At 47.9% G+C, this 21,913-nt stretch carries 18 protein-coding genes; 7 read left to right on the top strand and 11 right to left on the bottom strand.

From position 1 onward, the window contains the following. Positions 1 to 293: 293 nt before the first annotated feature. A complete protein-coding gene (locus OGX97_RS02885; RefSeq protein ID WP_071445420.1) occupies positions 294 to 2,042 on the top strand; it encodes a sigma-54 interaction domain-containing protein in 1,749 nt (582 codons plus the stop codon). Between the two features lie 56 nt (positions 2,043 to 2,098). Here OGX97_RS02885 and OGX97_RS02880 read toward each other — a convergent pair whose 3' ends face one another. Further along, positions 2,099 to 3,511, bottom strand: a complete 1,413-nt coding sequence (locus OGX97_RS02880) for a tetratricopeptide repeat protein (protein ID WP_279850944.1) — start codon at positions 3,509 to 3,511, stop codon at positions 2,099 to 2,101. 220 nt (positions 3,512 to 3,731) lie between these two features. Beyond that, positions 3,732 to 4,232, bottom strand: coding sequence for an anti-virulence regulator CigR family protein (locus tag OGX97_RS02875; protein ID WP_048215725.1), 501 nt, complete (start codon positions 4,230 to 4,232; stop codon positions 3,732 to 3,734). Between the two features lie 309 nt (positions 4,233 to 4,541). Here OGX97_RS02875 and melR point away from each other — a divergent pair, with 309 nt between their 5' ends. The 6 genes from melR (at position 4,542) to galE (ending at position 11,435) form a co-directional block, all read left to right on the top strand. After that, on the top strand, positions 4,542 to 5,480 hold the full coding sequence (gene melR / locus OGX97_RS02870) for a transcriptional regulator MelR (protein WP_003826064.1): 939 nt from the start codon (positions 4,542 to 4,544) through the stop codon (positions 5,478 to 5,480). 193 nt (positions 5,481 to 5,673) lie between these two features. After that, entirely contained in the window at positions 5,674 to 7,134 is a 1,461-nt protein-coding gene (nhaC, locus tag OGX97_RS02865) for a Na+/H+ antiporter NhaC (protein ID WP_032944663.1), read from the top strand. Positions 7,135 to 7,257: 123 nt separating this feature from the next. Next, complete coding sequence (locus OGX97_RS02860; RefSeq protein WP_219987713.1) at positions 7,258 to 8,430, top strand: MalY/PatB family protein; 1,173 nt, start codon at positions 7,258 to 7,260, stop codon at positions 8,428 to 8,430. Positions 8,431 to 8,584: 154 nt separating this feature from the next. Then, positions 8,585 to 9,220: a carbonic anhydrase gene (locus OGX97_RS02855; RefSeq protein ID WP_003826059.1), complete on the top strand. Its 636-nt coding sequence runs from the start codon at positions 8,585 to 8,587 to the stop codon at positions 9,218 to 9,220. A 207-nt stretch (positions 9,221 to 9,427) separates the two neighbouring features. Then, a complete protein-coding gene (locus OGX97_RS02850; protein WP_060683355.1) occupies positions 9,428 to 10,366 on the top strand; it encodes a glucosamine inositolphosphorylceramide transferase family protein in 939 nt (312 codons plus the stop codon). A gap of 52 nt (positions 10,367 to 10,418) precedes the next feature. Next, the gene (galE, locus tag OGX97_RS02845) at positions 10,419 to 11,435 is read left to right on the top strand and encodes a UDP-glucose 4-epimerase GalE (protein WP_219987712.1); all 1,017 of its coding nucleotides are present in this window, start codon (positions 10,419 to 10,421) and stop codon (positions 11,433 to 11,435) included. Positions 11,436 to 11,481: 46 nt separating this feature from the next. On the opposite strand, the gene OGX97_RS02840 is transcribed toward galE, so the two are convergent. Genes OGX97_RS02840 through OGX97_RS02800 form a run of 9 tightly spaced genes read right to left on the bottom strand, consistent with a single transcriptional unit; the run spans position 11,482 to position 21,913 of the window. Next, positions 11,482 to 12,873 (bottom strand): DUF4832 domain-containing protein, encoded by a 1,392-nt coding sequence (locus tag OGX97_RS02840; protein ID WP_279850945.1) that lies wholly within the window; start codon positions 12,871 to 12,873, stop codon positions 11,482 to 11,484. A gap of 31 nt (positions 12,874 to 12,904) precedes the next feature. Next, entirely contained in the window at positions 12,905 to 13,312 is a 408-nt protein-coding gene (locus OGX97_RS02835) for a hypothetical protein (RefSeq protein ID WP_048225193.1), read from the bottom strand. A gap of 2 nt (positions 13,313 to 13,314) precedes the next feature. Beyond that, on the bottom strand, positions 13,315 to 14,427 hold the full coding sequence (locus OGX97_RS02830; RefSeq protein ID WP_153752420.1) for a glycosyltransferase family 4 protein: 1,113 nt from the start codon (positions 14,425 to 14,427) through the stop codon (positions 13,315 to 13,317). A 1-nt stretch (position 14,428) separates the two neighbouring features. Beyond that, complete coding sequence (locus OGX97_RS02825; protein ID WP_279850946.1) at positions 14,429 to 15,640, bottom strand: glycosyltransferase family 4 protein; 1,212 nt, start codon at positions 15,638 to 15,640, stop codon at positions 14,429 to 14,431. Between the two features lie 14 nt (positions 15,641 to 15,654). After that, the gene (locus OGX97_RS02820) at positions 15,655 to 16,644 is read right to left on the bottom strand and encodes a glycosyltransferase (protein ID WP_279850948.1); all 990 of its coding nucleotides are present in this window, start codon (positions 16,642 to 16,644) and stop codon (positions 15,655 to 15,657) included. Between the two features lie 4 nt (positions 16,645 to 16,648). Further along, positions 16,649 to 18,019 carry a hypothetical protein gene (locus OGX97_RS02815; RefSeq protein WP_008785587.1) on the bottom strand — a complete coding sequence of 457 codons (1,371 nt, stop codon included), beginning with the start codon at positions 18,017 to 18,019 and terminating at the stop codon, positions 16,649 to 16,651. Next, positions 18,016 to 19,227, bottom strand: coding sequence for a lipopolysaccharide biosynthesis protein (locus OGX97_RS02810; RefSeq protein WP_048236613.1), 1,212 nt, complete (start codon positions 19,225 to 19,227; stop codon positions 18,016 to 18,018). The genes OGX97_RS02815 and OGX97_RS02810 overlap by 4 nt, the downstream gene beginning before the upstream one ends. Then, positions 19,224 to 21,353: a GumC family protein gene (locus tag OGX97_RS02805; protein ID WP_279850950.1), complete on the bottom strand. Its 2,130-nt coding sequence runs from the start codon at positions 21,351 to 21,353 to the stop codon at positions 19,224 to 19,226. The genes OGX97_RS02810 and OGX97_RS02805 overlap by 4 nt, the downstream gene beginning before the upstream one ends. Before the next feature lie 2 nt (positions 21,354 to 21,355). Beyond that, the gene (locus OGX97_RS02800; protein ID WP_003826038.1) at positions 21,356 to 21,913 is read right to left on the bottom strand and encodes a polysaccharide biosynthesis/export family protein; all 558 of its coding nucleotides are present in this window, start codon (positions 21,911 to 21,913) and stop codon (positions 21,356 to 21,358) included.

Genomic DNA, 21,913 nt, shown 5'->3' with positions numbered 1-21,913 from the left:
TGCTTACCAGCTTTTTATTAACCGAGTAAATTCTTATGAATATTTTAATAAAGGCTTTAATTTCAATAAATTAAATAGAAATAAAAATTGACACAAAAAAAATATCACTGCGTCAGTTTATCGCCTCATTTTGATAAATTCTCATTATTGATAAATAGTGTGATCGCTGAAGATAAAATAAGAAAAACATCCAAAAACAGCGTGATAGATTGATTTTTCGCAAATCATTTTTGCATTGCTTCGCCTATTTATCATTTTCCTTGAGAAATGCGACACACTGCCGGAGAAGTACCATGATTTCAGTACTCAGCAATATTCAGGATGATATATGCAATTATGCCGACGCTATTTCTGGCATAACGGGCACGGACGTTGAAATCATTGATGAATCTTTAATGCGCATCGCGGGTACCGGGAAATACCGGCATATGCTCAATGAGAACGTGGCCAAAAATGGCTACATCTATCGTCACGTATTGCAGGTGCGAGAAACGGTACTGATCAAAAATCCCGGCGAGCATCCGCTGTGTCAGTTATGTGAAAAACACCACTACTGTTCTGAAATGCTGGATTTGAACGCACCCATTTTTCTCAATAATCGCGTGATTGGCGTGATCGGGATTATTTGCTCAACCCAGGCACAGCGTGACACGTTACTGAGCCAGATTGATAAATTTGTCACCTTTATTGAGCAAATCGCCGTAATGATCTCCAGTAAGGTCTTTGAATGCCTGGAGCGTTTACGCGCGCAGGAAACGCTTGGCGCATTTCGGCTTCTGATCGATGCTATGGACCGCGGCGTGGTGGCGATTGATGGCAAGGGTCTTATCTGGCATGCCAATCATTCAGCCGACCGCATCCTCAACCGTGAGGTTCAGGGATTACCACTGACCATTGAAACAACCGGAGACAGCCTGTATGGCGATGAAGAAGCGTGGCTGACGCTTGAAGGTCAGAAACATCATGTACTGTGCAAACAAATTTCGCTCTCCTCACAGGATAACGATCGCTTAACCATGGTTATCTTTCGTGATGCACACGACTACCTGAGTAACCTTACTCCATCCCCTTATGAGTCTGACATGCAGGTGCGACTGATTGGTCACTCTCCCTCAATGGAGCAACTCAGAAGCACCATCGGTAAAATCGCCAACAGTTACGCCAGCGTGCTCATCACCGGGGAAAGTGGCTCGGGGAAAGAGGTCGTGGCTTTTGCCATTCACCAAAGCAGTCCACGTAAAGCCGCGCCTTTCGTGACAATCAACTGCGCGGCTATCCCCGAACAACTGCTGGAAAGCGAACTGTTTGGTTATGTTCGTGGCGCATTCAGCGGGGCCGATCCCAAAGGACGAATGGGAAAATTTGAACTGGCCAACGGCGGCAGCCTGTTTCTGGATGAAATTGGCGATATGCCGTTGCATCTGCAGGCTAAGCTGCTCAGGGTCTTGCAGGAAAAGGCGATCACCCGCGTTGGCTCTAATAACACCATCAATATTGATGTGCGCATTATTGCCGCGACCAACAAAAACATTAATGCGATGGTGGAGAATAATCAGTTTCGCGAAGATCTTTTCTATCGCCTGAATGTGGTCCCTCTGGTACTTCCATCCCTGCGTGAACGCCGTGCTGATATTGCGGTCCTCGCACAGTATTTTGCCGATGAGTTCTCGGTCAGTTACCAGCGACCACCGCAAAAACTGCCTGATGACGTTATTAACCGCCTTTATGCCTGGCACTGGCCGGGCAACATTCGTGAATTACGCAACGTGATCGAATACATTTTTGTGATGCGCGGAGAAGCCGCCGGGATCAACGCCAGCCATCTTCCCCCCTACCTGCTCAGCGCCGCTGACGGTAGAAAAACGACGATGACCGCGCAACCCCGTCAGCTTGCCAGCAAAGGAAAACAGGCGGAAAGGGAAGCTATCGAAAACGTCATCCAGCGATTCGGCTCAAGCGTTGAGGGGAAAAAACAAGCCGCGACAGAACTGGGGATCAGCATTGCCACGCTCTATAGAAAAATAAAACTGTACGGTTTGTGAGCCTCCCCCTCTTAACGAAGAGGCTCACGTAAAACCATACTGTGCAACCGAGCGCGTTACAGGGCCGATTGATTTCGATGCTGCTCGAAATAGCGTCTGGCCTTGTCGTCAGCTTCTTTCAGGGCTGTCGGATTCAGGTTCTTCTGCGCGATATCCAGTCCATTTTGTGCATCAGAATTCCCATTAGCAAAGGCCACCGCACTCCAGATATACGCCTGAGCATAATCCTGAGTTACCCCTTTGCCTTCAAGGTACATGGTTCCCAGCATCCCCTGAGCTTCCGCATTTCCCTTTCTTGCGGCCTGTTCAAACCACTCAGCGGCTTTTTTATCATCCTGAGCGACGCCATTACCTTCTAAATACATCAAGCCAAGATCTTTCTGCGAGCCTGCATCTCCCTGGGCCGCGGCTTTCTCCAGCCACTCCACCGCTTTTTTATTGTCCTGGGCCGTTCCCTCTCCTTTTGCGTACATCATGCCAAGCATGCCCTGGGCCAGCATATCCCCTTGAAGAGCTGCCTGATTAAACAGCTCAAACGCTTTTTTGTGGTCCTGAGCCACACCAACCCCCTCGCCAAGGTAATACATCGCGCCGAGCATGCTCTGGCCCAGCGCGTCCCCTTTACTGGCGGACTGTTTAAACAGCGCGAAAGCTTTGTCAGTATCCAGACCGACACCATCACCTTCAAAGTACTTTCTGCCCAGTAATCCCTGCGCTTTGGCATCCCCTCGTTCAGCCGCTTTACTCAATGACTTAACGGTGTTGTAGCCCTCTAATAGCGACGCCTTACTTTCAAGGAAACGCTTTGCGTCAGAATTGCCCTTCTCAACCGCACGATGGAGCCACTCAATGGCATGATAGTTTCCGCGCTCGGCAGCAATGCTTAACCACTCGACGGCCTGCTTATTGCCTTTTCCGACTTCGTTGTCAAACCACTCAATGACCTTACCGTCATACCAGCGCGCGCCCTCACCATCAAAGTAGGCTAAGGCGAGCAGATAACGCGCATCGAGATTGCCCTGCTCAGCCGCACGTGTCAGCCATTCAACAGCTTTCTTGTCATTCTGCTGCACGCCCTTACCTTCGAAATACAGCACACCGAGATAGTATTGGGCATCGACATTCCCCTGGGCCGCCGCTTTGCTAAACCATTCGGCCGCTTTCTTGTCATCTTTCAGGCCGCCTTTGCCCTCGTAGTACATCAGTGCAAGCAGATGCTGGGCACTCGCATTACCCTGCTCAGCCGATTTGGTCAGCCACTCGCTGCCTTTACTGAAATTCTGCTCTACCTCTTTACCTTTTAAGTACACGGTTGCAAGCACAAACTGCGCCTGCGCATCCCCCGCCTCAGCACCCTGCTGTAAAACAGCCACAGGTTCTTTATTCCACTCTTTTGCTTGTCCCTGTGAAGATCCCGCACCCCACAATATTCCGATAAAAGTGAAGGCGAGGAGAGGCCGAATGTTCATAAAACGTAATCCTTGTTAAGAAAAGGCACATAATGGAGATGCTCCAACGGCAAGCCAACTTATTTAACTGCGATTGTGATCCGTGTCGGAACTATCAGATATTAACTGGGAAATATGCAAAATATAATTCTTTGACTATGCGGGTGATCCTTAGTGAATAATGCACAACAAAAAGGCCATGTTAATAACATGGCCTTTCGTCTGGACATAGCGTTGAACCTTAATCAAACACACCATTAATAACAGCGGTGACAATCGCCGTGCTCAGTGCAATCAGCACCAGATTATCGCCAATAACCTGCCATTCATAGCCCGGGTAATACGGAAGTTGATTCAACATTGATGGCGGAACGCTCTTCCTGGCGATCCCCGGAGGAAGCGGTTTTCCTCGCGCCAGATTTTTGGCAATACCTGGAGGCAGTGACTTATAGCCCGTTAGACCGTATCTGACGGCATACTGCCTGGCCACGTTATAGCTGATGTCACTATCAACATGGTCCGGCTTACCATAATTTTTACGCTGTTCTGATTGTGCGTTATTTTTTTGGTCCGCGTGTCCTTTCTGGCTATGACCACTATTCCCCTTGTTCCCGCTATTACCATGGTTGCCACTGTTACCATTTCCGTTGCCATTACCGGGGTTAGCCAACACAGGAGTGGCACACATCGTCATCGCAGCAACGGCAACTACCGCCGCGGCCAAAGTACGGAGCCTGGACATGATGATTCCTTAAGCTGTGGATACAAATAAAAATGTACGGTATTCGCTGAATACTGGCTATCGCTTCAACTCTGATTTATGGGCAAATAAACGATGTTGCTTTGCCATGGGCTCCCCAGATTGAGCGTTTTTGAGATTACAGCTCGCCATTCCCGCTATCTCAGATCGGCAAGCGACAGGCACAGGATCTGAGTTTTTGGGAATAACTTCGCGAAAATGGAGAGAAAACGACGTTTTTTTTCGGTTAAGCTATGTTCATGCTTTGGCGTTACCCCATGGCCGGAATCACTATCCAGGAACCCAACCATAATGGCAAAAAGTACCCCGCAGCTGCCGCTCGACCCCCATATGTGTCGCAGCTATGAGAAAAAGTCGCGAAGTCCGCTGGCGCTCTATTCCGAGTATCAGCGTATGGATGTCGAACTGCGGGCGCCGCTGGCTATGACCTACAGCCACTGGCATGGCCAGGTTGAGGTGAACGTGCCATTTGATGGTGATGTGGAGTATCTTTTTAATGACGAAGTGGTGAAGAGCAAACAGGGTTTTATCACCTTGTTCTGGGCCTGTACTCCCCATCAACTCACGGATGCCGGGCACTGTAAACAGATGGCCATCTTCAACTTACCGATGCATCTGTTTTTATCCTGGCCGCTGGACAGGGAGCTGATTAATCACGTGACCCACGGGATGGTGATTACTTCGTTGGCTTCACAGCAGCTGAGCGCGTTTGAAGTACAGCGTTGGCAGAATGAACTCAATAGCGATAACGAACAAATTCGCCAGTTAGCCATTGATGAAATCGCGCTAATGCTCAAGCGCTTTAGCCTCGCTGGCTGGCGGCCGGTACTGGGTAACAAAACGTCGCGTACCCAGAAAAACAGTATTTCACGGCATTCACAGTTTTACGTCAGCCAGATGCTGGAGTTTATTGCCGCCAACTGCGACAAACAGCTTACGGTTGATGCTATTGCCGAACACGTTAAGCTCAATCCCAATTATGCGATGGGTATTTTTCACCGGGTGATGCAACTGACGATGAAACAGTATATTACCGCGATGCGCATTAACCATGTGCGGGCTTTACTCAGCGATACGGATAAAACAATTCTGGATATCGCTACAATTGCAGGTTTTCGCTCCAGCAGTCGATTTTACAGCTCGTTCCATAAATACGTCGGCATGCCACCACAGCAGTATCGCAAATTGAGTCAACAACGCCGACATCATTCACCTTATGCCGAGGGGTAATTTATTCACCAAACGTTCTCTTACCTTACTACTAAAATATAAGCACCAGAATAGCAGGTCAAAAAAGATAATCTGCAGCAGTTAATAAAATAGGGTTCAGCCATGAGCTCTGGCAACTATGTTACTCAGACATGAGTGACCTGTAGCAGGTATTTATTTGACGTGTTCAACCATTAATGATTGGGATGGAATTATGGAATTAAATAACTGTACCGCCAACAACAGAAAGCCATTGTCTTTCTTTTGGTCAGTTTTACCCATGGTAGTCATGCTGGGCGGGATTAGCATCGGATATTTTATCTTCAATATTCGTGCTGAACCCATGATCCTGATGGGAACGGCAACCGCCTCGTTTATCGCCATCGCTCACGGCTACACGTGGGATGACATTCTACAATCTATTTGCAATAAAATATCTGAAGCGCTGCCGGTCATATTAATTGTCGCCAGTATCGGTTTCTTAATTGGCGCATGGATGGTGTCAGGCACTATTCCAATGATGATTTATTATGGTCTGAAGTGGATTAACCCTCAGTATTTCTATATTTCGGCATTTATGCTGGGAGCACTGATCTCAGTATGCACCGGTACCTCCTGGGGTTCTATCGGGACCGTTGGTATTGCCATGATTGGTGTAGCGATTGGTCTGAATGTCTCGCTGCCCATTGCCGCTGGTGCCATTGTTTCAGGCTGCTGGTTTGGTGATAAGCTCTCACCGGTTTCTGATTCAACCAACATGGCTGCACTGGCTGCCGGGGTAAACCTGTACTCGCATATCGGCCACCTGCTGTGGACTACCGGCCCGGGTTTTATTATTTGCTGCGTCGTTTACAGCTATATGGGCATGGGCATTGATGCCTCGTCCAGCGCGCCTGAAAACATTACCAACTTGATGAATTCTATTGGTCAGATTTATCACTTTAATATTCTGCTGCTACTCCCACCGATCATCGTTTTATATGGCTCACTGTCAAAAAGACCGCCTATTCCGATGCTCTTTTTATCTACGATAGTCTCAATGATTTTGGCGTTAGTCTTTCAGCAATTTACGGCATCCTCTGTCGGCGAATCCGTGGTCAGTGGCTTTAAGCTCGCAATGCTTACCGGAGATAATCTGCCGACACTGTCTTCCGATGTTTCCCGCTTACTGGAGCGAGGCGGCGCTATTTCAATGTTTAGCAGCTTCGTTACCGTTTTCAGCGCCTTCAGCTTTGCCGGGGCAATGAGTGCGACAGGCTCTCTGCACACCGTGATAAACGCACTGACAAAAGGCGTTAAATCCACATTCCGCCTGGTGGCTACCACGATTGTGACGACATTTACCATCTGTGCCTGCACGGCAAATGGGACCTTACCGTTGCTGCTGTGCGGTGATGCCTTTAAAGAGGAGTACAAAAAGCGAGGTCTTGCGGCAAAAAACCTCTCGCGAACCACTGAAGATGCCGGAACCGTTGTCGAACCGATTATCCCATGGTCTGCCTCAGGCGTTTATTGCGCCACTATGCTGGGCGTTGCCACGCTTGATTACTTGCCCTGGGCAATCCTCTGTTACAGCGGTGTCATCTTTGCCCTACTGTGGGCGGCAACCGGTATTGGCATTGCTAAATATGAGCCCAATGAAGCCACTGAGAATATGGTTGAGCAAAAATCATAAACGACTAAATAGCTAAATATTAGCTATCACCAGGGTAAATTAAACATATCCATTAGATATACATAAACATTCTTCGCTTTTGCGTTGCTTACACTATTTTCAGAGACTTTCCAGGAGTCAACAATGTCTTTGTTTGATGATATTGTCACAAGGGATGTTAATTGTCGTAAATACGGGCAATTACAACAGATGTACGGTACCACCGATGTATTACCGCTGTGGATTGCAGATATGGATTTTGCGACACCAGAGCCAATCATGAGCACGCTGCGTTCGGTGGTGTCGCAGCCTGTGCAAGGCTATAACCTGGATTATCCACAATGGAAAGAATCTGTTATTCATTGGTATGCACAACAGTATGATGCCGATATCAAGGCACACTGGTTACATTTTATTCCCGGTGTTATAAAAACTATCGTACTCTCTTTAATGGCGCTTACCCGTCCAGGCGATAATATTTTAACCTGTACGCCAATCTATGATCCCTATCCTAATCTGGTAAACACCAGCGGTAGGAATTTGATTCAGACGCGCCTCATTGAGAAAAACGGGCACTATGAATTTGACTGGTATGATTTCAGCGAGAAACTCAAGCAGTGCAAAATGTTTTTGTTCCCTTCACCGCATAATCCAGGTGGAATGGTGTGGTCGCGGGAAACGTTGGAAAAAATAAGCCACTATTGCCAGCAGGCTGGCGTCATCATTCTGTCTGATGAAGTGCATAGTGATTTAACCCTGCCAGGAAAGCGCCATTTGCCGTTTTTTACTGTTGATGAAGCGCCAGATGGTCGGTCAATCGTGCTTACTTCCATCAGCAAGACCTTCAATACGGCGGCGATCCAGGGCGGAATCGCCATTATTAAGAATGATGAATTACGCCATCAGTTCTACCACTTTCTGGATAACTGCTACCTTGCCGAGACGCATTCATTGCAGCAGGCGGCCATTTATAGCGCTTTTACCCATTGTGCCGACTGGCACCAGAAATTATTGGCCTATCTGGCCGACAATGTAGCGTTTGTGAAAAGTGAAATTGAAAAGCACTGTCCTTTGATCTCAATAGTGTATGGCGGCGCGTCGTATCTTCTGTTTCTGAATGCGGAAAAAATGGATCTCAGCGATGAGCAGCTAAGCGCTTTTTTTGTGCATGACGCCAGGCTTGGCCTGTCACCTGGGGCGCAATACGGTCCCGGTGGAGAGGGGCATATGAGACTCAACGTTGGCTGCCCGCGCCCAGTACTGGTAGACGCGATGAACAGGCTAAAAGCGGCATGCCAGAAATGGCAGAACGCATAGCGTACATCACACGATTTGCCCTGCCACGGTGGGGCAAAATTATCCAAAGATGTTGCTGAACTGCTATAAAGTCTTTCCCTTCTGTCGGCTGGTGTTAAACTGGAAAGTGTGATCTTCATCATAACCTGCTTAAACAGAGACAAGAGACACTGCTATGCAACATATCATCGAGGGCTTCCTCAACTTCCAAAAAGAGATTTTCCCTCAACGCAAGGAACTCTTCCGCAGCCTGGCATCCAGCCAGAATCCTAAGGCACTTTTCATCTCCTGTTCCGATAGCCGCCTGGTACCAGAACTCGTTACTCAGCAAGATCCAGGACAGCTTTTCGTTATCCGCAACGCCGGTAATATCGTACCGTCATTTGGTCCGGAACCGGGTGGTGTATCCGCAACCATCGAATACGCGGTTGTCGCACTTGGCGTAACGGATATCGTCATCTGCGGTCACTCTAATTGTGGCGCGATGAAAGCCATTGCCGATAGCCAGCCCCTGGATCCGATGCCCGCTGTCGCTCACTGGCTGCACTATGCCGATGCCGCGAAAGCCGTGGTCGATAAAAAAACCTGGGATAACCCAATCGATAAAGTTAACGCTATGGTGGAAGAAAACGTTATCGCACAGCTTAACAACATTAAAACGCATCCTTGTGTCGCGGTTGGGCTGCGCAATAATGCGCTTCGTCTGCACGGTTGGGTGTATGACATCGAAAGCGGTGAAATTCGTACCCTGGATAAAAACAGCAAAACCTACGTTTCCCTTGCAGATAACCCGCAGGTGCATTTCGAGTAATTCCCCCACTGGAGCAAGGATGCTCTGGACATCTCCTCTCCCTATTTCTGTTAGTGGACAAAAAACGGGCTCGCGACTAGTTTTAAAGTAGCCACTGGTGTTCCACATCGGTTTTCGCACATTTATACAACATTGCGACAGGCTCATTCACTGAGTCGCAAACAGCTGTTCATACATGGTGCAGGCGATAAAAAGGATCAGGTGCAGATGCAAACAAAAATAAAAAGAATAATGGATAAGTTATTTTATCATGAGTCGTGGGACATCATGCTTATTAAGCATAATGGTACACACTCATTCCCCGACAACACTCTGGAGATATTAAGCAAATCCACTGCGCAGCAGTTAAAAAAGAAATATACATTTCAGGCCGATCCTTTTCTGATTGAAAAAGACGATAAACTGTATGTTTTCTATGAAGCTCTTAGCTTCCGCAACTCAAAAGGCACGCTACGATGTCGCGTTCTTGACCGTGAACTGGTTGAACTTGAAGATATTAGGCTTGAAGGCTTTGACGACTTAAAGTGTCATTTGTCATTCCCTTATCTGATACATATCAACGATCAACTTTTCATGATCCCCGAGTCTTCAGAAAGAAAAGAGGTAATACTGTTTCAGTCAATTGAGTTCCCTGCACGCTGGAAACAAGTTAAAGTTTTAATCTCTGATACCAAATTAACCGACAACGTATTTATCTCAATTAATGAAACCTGTTATCTGTTGTCCACCACGATGGATAACGAAATAATTATTCATTCCGCAGATCATATTTATGGACAATGGCAGCGGATTACCCCCTCATTGAAGGTGAGCAATCCTCATCATCGAGGTGCAGGTGCCTCCTATCTGGTCGAAAATAAAATGTACTTCCTTACACAGGAGTGCACACCTGAAACTTATGGAAAATCAATCTATATCAAAGAATTAGTGACACTAAACGACGCTAATTTTGCTGAAACTCTGATCGAACAAATCAATTCGTCGATCAACCACAGTGACGGCGTCCACACGCTGAACTTCTCAAATAACTATATTGTTTATGATACAAAAATAAACAAATTCAGCTTTTTATCTATACTTAAAAAAATATCTTATAAATGCATGGTGAGGTATCGCAACTATTACCTTACCAAACGTAACCAATAACGCGTTCTCTATGGTACTGGCGTGAATCAATCCCCGTTTATCTGGAGTCTGTATGGCAATTCTTGTCACTGGTGGTGCAGGTTATATTGGTTCACATACTGTGTTAACGCTACTGGAAAGAGGCGATGATGTCGTAGTCATCGATAATCTGGCGAACGCCAGCAGAATCTCGCTGGGCAGGGTCGCGGAACTCACCGGAAGAGAGCCCATTGTCTATATCGCCGATGTTCTCGACAGGCAGGCATTAAAAAACATTTTCGCCGACCATAACATCACCGATGTCATTCATTTTGCGGGACTCAAATCGGTTTCAGAGTCGATAAAAGAGCCCCTCGCCTACTATGAAAACAACGTCACCGGTACGCTGGTTTTGCTGGATGAAATGCTGGCTGCAGGCGTTAATCGTTTCATTTTTAGCTCATCTGCCACGGTATATGGTAATCCAGAAAGCGTGCCGCTGAGCGAGCAATCACCTACGGGCGGCACCACCAATCCGTACGGCACGTCTAAGTTGATGGTCGAACAAATTCTGGCCGATTTGTCACGTGCACAACCCGATTTTCGCATTACCTGCCTGCGCTATTTCAACCCGGTTGGCGCCCATCCATCAGGTCGGATTGGTGAAGATCCTAACGGTATCCCTAATAACCTGGTTCCGTATATCTCCCAGGTCGCGATTGGTAAGCTGAAAACCGTGTCGGTGTACGGTAATGATTATCCAACCCCTGATGGTACCGGTGTGCGTGATTATATTCACGTCATGGATCTGGCGACCGGTCATTTAGCCGCGCTGGATTGCCAGAGCAAAGGCGCGGCTTATAAGGTGATTAATCTCGGTACCGGTGTCGGTTATTCCGTGATTAATCTGATTGAGGCATTTGAAAAAGCGGCGCAGACAAAAATAAACTATCAGTTTGTCGCCAGAAGACCCGGAGATATTGCCGAATGTTGGTCTGACCCATCGCTGGCATACAAAGAGCTAGGTTGGAAGGCCATCTACAACCTTGATGAAATGATGCGTGACACCTGGAACTGGCAAAAAAATAACCCGAATGGGTATCAAATTTAATGTTCTCAGCAGCGAGCCTGACCGTCAGGCTCGCTGCTGTGTCTGACTAGCGTACCGTTATTGTTGATACCCGGTACCAGCCGCTGCTCTGCTTCCCTTCATTGGCAAAGTTAATTCTCGCCGCACCCGATTTATCCAGCATCGCAACCTCAATCGCGTATTGCCCTTTCGCCAGTCGGCCTGGCATAGATAACGCATAACTGACCTGATACTTACCGGGGAGCCAGCGGCGAATATCCTCCGCGGAATTCCCCTGTGCCACCACCTTATTGGCGCTGTCTACGACCCGGAATGCCAGCATGTAAGGCAGATAAATCGGTGCGATACCCTCATTGTACCAGGTACTGTTTAATGTCAGCGTTTGTCCGCTGTCCCACACGGACTCATGGCTCAGGGACGCAAGGCGAAATCGATAGCCCAATTTGGTCAGCGCATTGTCGACAATCGGTCGATAGTCACTGGGTATCGTTCTCGATTTCAGGTTAATCGTACTGGCGTGCTGCTTGACCGCCCAGTCAAAAATCCCCTGCACTTCAGCACGTGTATAGTGAAAGGTGTTCTTCCAGTCCTGCATATACGAGCAGATCTCCAGACTCACCGGCGCACGTTTCCAGACGTCGTTGAACCCTGAATAACTCTGCTGCGCAGCCAGCAATCGCTGCGGGTAATCATCAGCCATATGGTTCCAGGTGTCCGAAAATACGCGCAGGTCCCCCCAACAGTCCGCACGCCACCCAGCCCCACGCGCCACCGCATTCGCCAGACTTTGACCGCCGCTTATCAGCATGGTTTTTAGCGTCACCGGAAAAGCAGAAAAGTGCATCGCGACGTAGCGATCCAGTTGCGCCGTGGTGTATCGCTCCAGTAATGGCTTCAGGTTCGGGAAGTTGCTGTTATGCCATTCTCCCCACGATCCCACCATGCCAATATCAACAAACGCGAGATTCTCATTACCATCGTAGCGTTTACCAAATGCGTTCAACAGACGCTGGCTGTATTCAATAAACAGAGGATCGTCTAAATCCGGGGCAAATGTCTTTTTATCCGGCGTCCAGGTTCCTTTCACGCCTTTTTTAATCAGCCAGTCAGGTATTTGCGAACCGCTTTCCGGCTCTGCCAGAGCCATAAATCGTAGCCCGACATTCATCGCAGGGCGATGTGCCGCCGCGTATTTGAAGGCATCATCCACCAACGCAAAATTGTACTGGCCTTCGACTGGCTCCAGGTCCCGCCAGTAAAAACGCTCGTATTCAAATCCGGTATTGGGATAGTCCGCCAGCCCCAGCGTTTCACCATATCCCTGATGAAAACTTGCCACGCCTATCCCCGGATTGGTTAACGGGCCCGTCAATGCTTTGGGGGTAACGGTCGTCAATGCGGCCATAACCGTCAGCGGGAAAAACATGCACAACAACGCACAAACCCATTTACGCTTCATCGCAATGACGTCCTCCACCAATTTGTTAACGCTAGCGGTCTTTCAGGCTTAACCACCAGTCCCAGATACCTACGTGAAAATTTTGGAACACATCAATACCTAACGCGGATTTGATCATATACAGCGTCAGCAATATGCAGCAGGTGACGAATAGCACGGCAATCAGCAGCAAAAAAGTGAGCAACATTCTCGACAGGGTTGATTCCTGGCGATGCTGGCGGCGTAAATCTCTGCCAAACAAAAAAACCAGATAATAACGCTTACTGAAAAAAGGAAAGCTTCTGCGAATATCGATCTGATGCCGCGAAGTCAGGGTTGTAGCAAGGAGCGCTTTTTCCACCCCTTCTTTTTGTTCAGGGGTCAATTCCTGCGCTATCCGCTCATCAAGGTGAGCGTAAAACCGTTCGATGGCAGGAGGACGATTTTGAGGACTGGTCAAAATTAACCTATATCTTTATCAATGGAGTGGTAGACGTTAACCGTCTTTTTGGCGATTTCATGCCAATTGTAGTTTTGCAAATATACACCATAGTCCACGCTATTTGCTGTTGCCCCTTGGCCTAATTTTTCAGCCAAACCCGCCACATCTCCCACCTTAAAATAGGCCTCGGCGGGCAGTTGAACTTCAAGGTTAGCCGGAATATCACTGACGACGGCCGGAAGAGAAAATGACATTGCCTCCAGCAGCGCAATGGGCAATCCTTCATGGTATGAGGGCATCACAAACAATTTAGCCTGCGAAAACACCGCCTGAAGTTCGTCACCACGTAAAAAACCAGTCATCACAACACCTGGCGTGTCGGCAGCAAGCTTTTTGAGGCGCACGCTGTATTCGGTCGGATGATCCGCATCGCCAATTAACACTAACGGCATGGTCAAACCACTGTGTTGATAAGCGGCGATGGCATCATGCATCCCTTTTTCTTCCACAAACCGCCCAACCACCACGAGGTAGTTTTTCGGCTGCAGCCCAAAGCGGGAGAGCGTACTGTCGATGGTGAGCTGTGATAATAACCGCGGCTCGTTCACGCCATTGTGAATTAAATGCGCATCATAGCGACCGTGTTTTTTCTGGATCAGTTGATTAATAACGTCAGAAATCACAATCACCTCGTTGGCATATCTCACCGCCCAACGCTCACCCAGCAACAATATTTTTTTGGCTACAAATCCCCATTTCTGGCGATCGTAATCGGGCCCGTGGTGGGTAAAAACCACCTTCTTCCCTAACACGCGTAATAATGGGATCACAAGGCCAGGGCCGATAGCATGGACATGCACAATATCTGAATGGTCGATACGTGTCCTAAACGCCGCTAAAACGGAATGGACAATAGCTTCCAGCGAGCGCTTTTTGGGTGCCCACAGCGCGTAGGTTTCGACTTTTTTATATACCGATCGTTTGTAATTTACATATGGCGAGCGAGCAATCACGCAAATATCCACGTCGAACTGCTGTTTAATGGCAGGATAAAGATTCTGACAGTGTGTCTCCACACCGCCCAATACATCGGGAATACCACGCGTTCCAAAAACCGTTATTTTTTTACTCATACTATGGCCTGCTCAGCAGTTCTTTATACAGCGCCTGGAGGGTATCCATATGTTTACTCAGCGCATATTTTTCACTCAACCGCGCACGACCAAGTAAGCCCATGACCCGCGCTTTCTCTGGGGAGTCGGCCAGGGCATCCATCGCATTGGCTAACTCATGCACATTACCCGGTTCGAATAAAATCCCTTCGATACCGTCACGAATTTGTTCCGGTATACCGCCGATGCGCGACCCGATAACCGGCTTGCCTAAGGACATCGCCTCTAATATCGCCATAGAACAGTTTTCATAGCATTCTGAAGGCAGGATCACCGCTCGCGCATGCTTAATAAGCTTATCGAGCGCCTCCCCTTGTTGCACATAACCTAAAAACTCAACATCCGGATATTTGGCGGCTAATTCATCATGCAACGGACCGTGCCCCACAACTTTCAGCGGCGCGCTGTTCCGCATTTTTTTATGCGCTGCCAACAACGTTGCCACGCCCTTTTCACGGCTCAGACGGCCGAAGTACAGCATATAGCCTTCATCGCTTACTTCGGCCAGGGGACGGCTGTCATCAACGCCATTGACGATGACATCAATGCGCGAATTCGGCAGCGTACGCAGCAAGACACCGCGTAAAAAAACGCTTGGTGAAACAATCACATCCAGTGCCTGATAGTTTTGTGCAATATACTGCCAGGTTGCCTCCAAAGAGAGCAGAAGACTTTTTGAGGCAGACCCTTCCTGGCAACGATACCTGAAAGCATTAAAAACCGTTCCGGTGATACAGGAATCACACACCTTGCCGTCGCGCAGCATGGAATACGCGGGACACACAATCTTATAGTCATGCGCAGTCAGCACCGTTTTGCAGCCAAAATTGCGCGCAACTTTAATCAACGCCGGTGTTAACTGATGGTAGATGTTGTGAAAGTGGACGATATCCGGGCGCTCTTTTTCTAATAGCGCCAGCATTTTTTTGCAGGCCTGCGAATTATGAATAAAGTTAACCGCCGTTTTGATACCACCCAGCAGATTGCTCGCTTTGTGGTAGTCCACATTACTGACGAAATAATCCGTATAGTCCGAGGGGAAATTATTCTCATGAAGCATAGAGAAATCAATAACCTGCACTCCGGCCTGTTTCAGCATATCGCGTTCTTGAAAATAAACCGTTTCCGCGCCGCCTTTGATGAAAAAAAACTTATTCACGAGTAAAACTTTCATTACGCCAGCCTTAGTTATTCATGAATGATTTTGCTGTCAGGCGGAGTCAACGGATCGCGTACTGGTTTAGTCACCCCTTTAACCAGCCCGGCTGAAAGCACGGCCAGGTTCATTACGCTTTGCAGGCCGTTTAATAACGATCGATTCTGTACGGTTTTCAGGGCAATAAATGCAAGTAAAGGCAGAAATGCAATGTCGAAAAGTTCGAGATTGAAGGTCACCGCCGCAATGAACAAAGCAATCAGGTAAACAGAAAAAATCACTTCGTTCCTGACCATTTTTAACGCTTTGCCGAAATAAGGTTTTCCCCAGGCACAACGTAAAAGCTCGCCCGGAGCCTGATAGTATCCGCTTTTCCAGCGGTGCTTGAGCATCTGAAAGGTCGGCATAGTATGGGAAGTATGAATAAAATACGGAATATTCAGACGACGCAGTTTATAACCCGCATCGCGCAAACGCAGGCCCAGTTCGGCTTCTTCATAAGCATGCAAATTACGGTTGGTAAGATAACCAATTTTTTCAATTGCAGATCGGCGATATAACCCGCCACCGCCTAAATGGTCACTATCCCCGAGCGGATAAATTTTATTAATACGCTGCTTACGCGATTTAAATTCATAGTTAACAGCATCGTCCATTTCAACGGTTCCCGCGACGCCTGCATATTCCGGTTCGGCCTGCAAAAACGCGACGGCCTGATCCACAAAGCCCTCTTCCAGCTCCATGTCGCCGTCCATCAGTAGCAGATATTCCCCTTCACTATACAGATAACCTAACTGATGCCCGACGCCGCAGCAGCGATCGTCTGGGTTAGTTAAGGACACCACGGTCGCCCCTTTATCGATAGCAAGCTGTTGGGTGTTATCCGTTGACAGACTATCTGCCACTATAATTTTATGCGGATAATCAACAAGCTGCCGGCGAATACTGTCGATCGTTTTCTCAATACATTCAGATTCATTGAGTGTTTTAATACTCACTGAAATAAACGGTTTTTGGTCCATACAATTACCCTACACAGCGAAGGACGGTTCGACGAATCACTAAACTTGATCCTAGTGATAAATAGAACAGGAATTGTAACATCGGTGTAATCATCAGTATCTGGCTGTAAGGTAAGCTAATTAAGCAACTGATAGCAAAAGCGTTAAACGCCGGTGCAAAGCTCAATAACTGGAGATCCTGCTGGTCCAGTTGTTCAAGCGTCAGTAATGGCTTTGGCTGACAAACTTTCAGGATATAAATGAATAAGCTAATAAAGAGTAACGTGCCGATCACCCCAACTTCCCACAGCAGCATACTCAGGGAAGTCGAGTCGAGAATTAAGTTGTAGATAATATTCAAAAAGCCCGGCGACACCGTACTACCACTGTTAGTTGCATTGAGTCCGTAGCCAAATAACGTTCCTGAAAGCCCCCACAGATCGTTATTTTTCAACCAGAACAGGAACGTCGTAAAGCGCCCTAATTCACCGGTAGACATAATATAGTTCGGATCAAAGATATAGCTTAAGGAGTCGATAAAAATACTTAACGAGCTTTTCGACGGATCGCCGCCGAACGCCGTAGAATAATAGTACGCGAGGATCACAATCGACAGGCTAATAAGCAACAGCATTCCCGCCACAATAACCAACAACGTCTTCAGATTGACCTTACTAACGTCTTTGACGTAGCTCGGTGAAAGCCACACCCACGCCAGGAATATAGGCGATAGCAGGATGACAAACTTCACTTCACCAATGATGCATAACCCGATACCGAGAACAATATGCAGCGCCATGGACTTGAACGTGGTGAGCCCATGCTTATATTCGGAGACTTTTAACAACATAATTAACAGGCAAAACAAGCCCATTGCGGCAGTATTCCCGCCCCCCATTGGGTCACCGCCAAACGTGCCAACCACGGAGTCCCATTTCTCATCTTCGCCGCGCACCGCAACGCGCTGGGGAACAACCAGTAAAACCTGATATATCATTACCGGAATCTGTGCGTAAAACACCCAATACAGATAGCGCGTTGCGCGGTAAATCTGTGATTCCCGGCAAAAGCCCAGCAGCAAACAGATCATCACCAGCGACAGCGCAATTTCGTTTTTAAATGCCACAATCGCTACGGTGATCCCGCCCTGAATCAGCGTCGATGCTCCAGCCAGCACCAGAAACGAAAAGTACAACGCCAGGACAATCGTCTCCTGGGCATCCAGATGTAAGGAGCCATCACGCGTCTGCATCACCAATAATCCCACCATCAATAAGGTGAGGAAAAAAGGTATCCACAGCACTGACTGCATGCCGGTAAAGTATTGCACCAGGCCACACAGGATCAGCGTGACAAAGGTATAAACCTGTAAATAGTATCCGGTATTCAGCGTCATAGTATCACCGGCTTGTCTTTCAGGAGATTGGCCCGCTTATTCATTTTCAGATAAATGAAGGCGTAGCGAATAAATGTCAGTGAAGAAAACAAGATGACCGACGTTGCATAATCTTTATAAAAATAGGGCGTCACAACAAAAGCGAAGAGTACAATCGCCAGCTGTTCCAGTTGGATACGCAGAAAATAGCGATGGGAACCAAAAATAAGCTCTATCACCGTCAGAGGGCTTATCGCCAGCGCCGGGAATAAATAGGGCAACATGTAGCGTGACGTCTCAATGGAGTTTATCCAGTCTTCGCTAAAGCCGAGGCGCATCACAATCGGATAGAAAATAAAAACCCCAAGGGTACAGATAACCCCTAGTACCAGCAATAGCATACGTACCCTGGTATACTCCTGATAGTTGAAGGTATTATTTCTGAAGTCGATAGACCATTTAGAAAAAATAGTATTGCGCACCGCATTCCCGATGATCACCACCGGCGCCAGGCAAAAGCGGCTAACCACGGAAAAATAACCCGCCGTCAGCGCCGAGAACCAAAAGTTAATCAGCATAATAGGCAAATTGCTGCTGGCCATCGCCAGCACTTCCGCGCTGCCCACTTTGGTAATGTGATGAATATTCTGTTTGAAAAAATGCCAATTACTGGTGGGCCGCAGATGTCTGGCCGCCACCGAACGAATATCAAACGAATGCAAAATACAGCTTATGGTCAGCACCATCGTCGTGCAGGCCCACGACCAATAAAATAGTTGTACATGGTGCGTAACCAGAACCGAAAGTAATACCACCACAGAGACAGAAATACGCTGGAAAATCAGAAAACGAAAGTTGGCCGTGCGTAGCGACAGGTTTTCCGAGATTAAAACCCACGCCGTTGCCAGCGTCAGTAAATAGAGGAACAGAATGTTCTGGTGAAACAGCCACGCGGTCAGCACTGCGTACGGTAAGGCAATGATCGTGCTTTGTATTAAGCAAAACACGACATTCTGCACCAGTTCGTCATCCTGCTGTTTAGGAATTAACAGCTGTGATGCAAAGGTACACACCTGAGCGCCCACCACGGCGATGCTGTAGTTGAGCGCATAAAGCCCCACTTCAGCCATATCGTACTTGTGTGAAATCAACCAAATAGACAGTGCACCAATCAACTGCGAGATGACTGATGAACCGGCTATTGTGGAAGCGCTCTTCAGTAGACTCATACGCGGCCTGGCGTTGCCATCAGTTGATCGGTACTGAAGTTCAGTGAACGCAGACCCTCTTGTGTCTCAAGATCCTTTTCTTCAACTGCATTGAGCACCGCACCAATCACCACGCCGTTATTTTCCTCGATCTTATCCAGCGCGTTGGCGATTTGTCCGGCGGACCCCGCCCCGGCTTTCACAATGAAAACAACGCCATCGACGGCACGTTTGATCAGTTGAACATCCTGGCTCTGATTCACGGCAGCAACATCAATAATGATGCGCTGATAATGCGATTTCAACTCGCGCATTAAGAGTTCAACATGCTCCGACGACAGCATCAGTAAAGATGAGATGGTGTTCTTGCCGTGTGGAATAAAGTCGAGATTATCACTGAGTTTGATCCTCGCCTGTTCAAGCTCTGTCTCCCCGCGCAGCAGTTCCGCTAAGCCTGCGGATGTAGCTGACGCCAGCTCGGATGTGAGCCCACCAGTGTTAAAGAAATCTGCATCAATAAGCAGTGTTTTCTGGTCGAAACTAAAAGAGTTCGCTAACAGATTCGCCAACAAAGAACGCCCATCGCCGTGCTCCGTCGACGCCACAGCGAGCGTCTGTAAAGGTCGATTATCCAGCATAATTCGGGTACGGATACCGTGCACAATATCGGCATTAAGCGGGTTCTTCATGATCATGTCCCGCACCTGTGCGCGCCCTGAGGTTCCGCTAAAACGACGAATTTCACCCAATGGAACAACATTGAGCCGTTTTTTCATGCGACTGAGGGTACCGATTGAGTTATCCATTGCCGCTTTGACAATGAAATACATGATGCTGAACACCACCACCAGCATGACCACCATCAGCAACAATAAAGATTTATTCGGTTTCGCCGGTTTTAACGCGGGAACCGCAGGGTCGTATAACACCGCATCGGCATTCACGCCGGACAGCGACAGCTCCTGAGTACGTTGATAAAGCGATTTATACAGGTCTTCCATTTTATCTAACGACAGCTTTTGACTGTTCCAGGCATCCCGTTTTGACGCCATTTTCTGGAAGATCTCTTTCTGCTCAATCACTTGCTGTTGATAGTTTTTTTCGTCCGCCAGCGCCGCCAGATATTGCTGACGTAAACCGACTTTCAGCTCGCCCAACACTCGTCCGGTCTGGCTTTGGATCGACTGAACATCGGCCTCGGCTTTTAAAATGGCGGGATTTTTTGGCCCATAGACTTTACGCTGTTCGGACAACGTTCGTTGCGCCTGAATCAACGCAATGCGCAAATCCTGGATCTGAGCGTGGTTAGAGACCGAAGGCAGCGAGATAACGCTCTCAATGGACTTACCTCCCCCGTTCACCTCGTTATAGACGGATTCAGCGGCAACCCGACGCTGGGTCGCATCGGCCAGGCGATTAGTTACGATACTTAACTGCTCGGTTTCAAAACCATCGATACCGCGGAAGGTCAGCAGTCCGGCATTTTTCAGATAGCTGTCCATCTCGTCTTTTTGCTTAGCTATCGACTTCTGAATCTCTTCCATTTTTTCAAAATTCAGTTCGCGAGCTTTCTCCACCTTCAGACGTTTCTGCTCCACCGTATAGTTGATGAAAGCCTGCGCGACGCCGTTGGCAATATCAGCCGCAACCTGAGGCGAAGTTGATTCATAGGTAATGGAAGCCAGGTTCGTCGTGCGAATACCGATGACATTCAGGTTTTTCGATAACGTTTTCAGCGCTTGCTCCATTCTCAGTTGCCGACTTTCATTGCTATCAGCCCCCTGAGCACCGGCTTTTTCCCCGGTAAACTCCGGGTTTTCATCCAGCTTCATATCACGTACGGCTTGCTCCAGCACAATACGTGAATGCATCAACGCATATTGTGTTTCGTAGTAACCACTGCGTGTTGAATCGAAACCATCAACCTGTGGAAACGGAGAAACGTTATCAGCCTGCGCCTTAATCAGCACCGTCGCCGTTGAAACATACTTTGAGGACATCATGCTGATTAACGGATACGCGACGACCCCGGCAACGATACCGGCCAGCGCGATTTTCCAGGCGTTCTTTTTCAGCTCTTTGGCAAAGCGGGAGAATTCGACACTGCTTTCTCGTTTTTTGCCGTTTTCCACTATTGATAGTTTCATCGTCAGAAGAACCCCATGCCAATAATCACGACATCCCCAGGATGAACAGAGTGCGTTAAATCGACATTCTCAAGCAGCTGATTGCTCCCTGACAGGCGAATGTTGATATCTTTTCGGTCAGCACGATCTGTAAATCCACCCGCCTGCGCAATAGATTTCTCGACGGTAAGCCCTGGCTCATAAGCGAAGCCATTTGGACTTTTTACCTCACCTGAAACATAGTATTTGCGGAACTCGGCAATACTTACCGTCACCATTGGAGATGTAAAATAATCTCCGGTCAGGCGTTGAGTTAATTCTTTAGTCACTTGATCAACGGTTTTATCTTGTAATTTAAGAGCACCAACAAACGGGAAATTAATTTCCCCGCTCTTATCCAAAATAAACCGCATCGTCATATCGGGTTGACCATGAACAGCGATATTGACCGTATCCCCCGCCCCAAGTCGGTAATCCTGCTGAACAGTAGCAGGATCGTCCATTAATCGCGGGCTGGACGCTGTGCATCCGACCAACAGGATACTGAATAGCAAAACCGCGCACAGTTCTATTATTTTCAT

It is taken from the genome of Citrobacter sp. Cpo061, from assembly GCF_030332845.1.
GTDB classification, from domain to species: Bacteria; Pseudomonadota; Gammaproteobacteria; order Enterobacterales; family Enterobacteriaceae; genus Citrobacter; species Citrobacter portucalensis.
This window is presented reverse-complemented; position numbering and strand designations above follow the sequence as displayed.

What these genes read in the sequence shown, in the direction of transcription:
- OGX97_RS02885 (WP_071445420.1), top strand. Translation starts at nt 294, where the DNA reads ATGATTTCAGTACTCAGCAATATTCAGGATGATATATGCAATTATGCC.
- OGX97_RS02880 (WP_279850944.1), bottom strand. Translation starts at nt 3,511, where the DNA reads ATGAACATTCGGCCTCTCCTCGCCTTCACTTTTATCGGAATATTGTGG.
- OGX97_RS02875 (WP_048215725.1), bottom strand. Translation starts at nt 4,232, where the DNA reads ATGTCCAGGCTCCGTACTTTGGCCGCGGCGGTAGTTGCCGTTGCTGCG.
- melR (WP_003826064.1), top strand. Translation starts at nt 4,542, where the DNA reads ATGGCAAAAAGTACCCCGCAGCTGCCGCTCGACCCCCATATGTGTCGC.
- nhaC (WP_032944663.1), top strand. Translation starts at nt 5,674, where the DNA reads ATGGAATTAAATAACTGTACCGCCAACAACAGAAAGCCATTGTCTTTC.
- OGX97_RS02860 (WP_219987713.1), top strand. Translation starts at nt 7,258, where the DNA reads ATGTCTTTGTTTGATGATATTGTCACAAGGGATGTTAATTGTCGTAAA.
- OGX97_RS02855 (WP_003826059.1), top strand. Translation starts at nt 8,585, where the DNA reads ATGCAACATATCATCGAGGGCTTCCTCAACTTCCAAAAAGAGATTTTC.
- OGX97_RS02850 (WP_060683355.1), top strand. Translation starts at nt 9,428, where the DNA reads ATGCAAACAAAAATAAAAAGAATAATGGATAAGTTATTTTATCATGAG.
- galE (WP_219987712.1), top strand. Translation starts at nt 10,419, where the DNA reads ATGGCAATTCTTGTCACTGGTGGTGCAGGTTATATTGGTTCACATACT.
- OGX97_RS02840 (WP_279850945.1), bottom strand. Translation starts at nt 12,873, where the DNA reads ATGAAGCGTAAATGGGTTTGTGCGTTGTTGTGCATGTTTTTCCCGCTG.
- OGX97_RS02830 (WP_153752420.1), bottom strand. Translation starts at nt 14,427, where the DNA reads ATGAGTAAAAAAATAACGGTTTTTGGAACGCGTGGTATTCCCGATGTA.
- OGX97_RS02825 (WP_279850946.1), bottom strand. Translation starts at nt 15,640, where the DNA reads ATGAAAGTTTTACTCGTGAATAAGTTTTTTTTCATCAAAGGCGGCGCG.
- OGX97_RS02820 (WP_279850948.1), bottom strand. Translation starts at nt 16,644, where the DNA reads ATGGACCAAAAACCGTTTATTTCAGTGAGTATTAAAACACTCAATGAA.
- OGX97_RS02815 (WP_008785587.1), bottom strand. Translation starts at nt 18,019, where the DNA reads ATGACGCTGAATACCGGATACTATTTACAGGTTTATACCTTTGTCACG.
- OGX97_RS02810 (WP_048236613.1), bottom strand. Translation starts at nt 19,227, where the DNA reads ATGAGTCTACTGAAGAGCGCTTCCACAATAGCCGGTTCATCAGTCATC.
- OGX97_RS02805 (WP_279850950.1), bottom strand. Translation starts at nt 21,353, where the DNA reads ATGAAACTATCAATAGTGGAAAACGGCAAAAAACGAGAAAGCAGTGTC.
- OGX97_RS02800 (WP_003826038.1), bottom strand. Translation starts at nt 21,913, where the DNA reads ATGAAAATAATAGAACTGTGCGCGGTTTTGCTATTCAGTATCCTGTTG.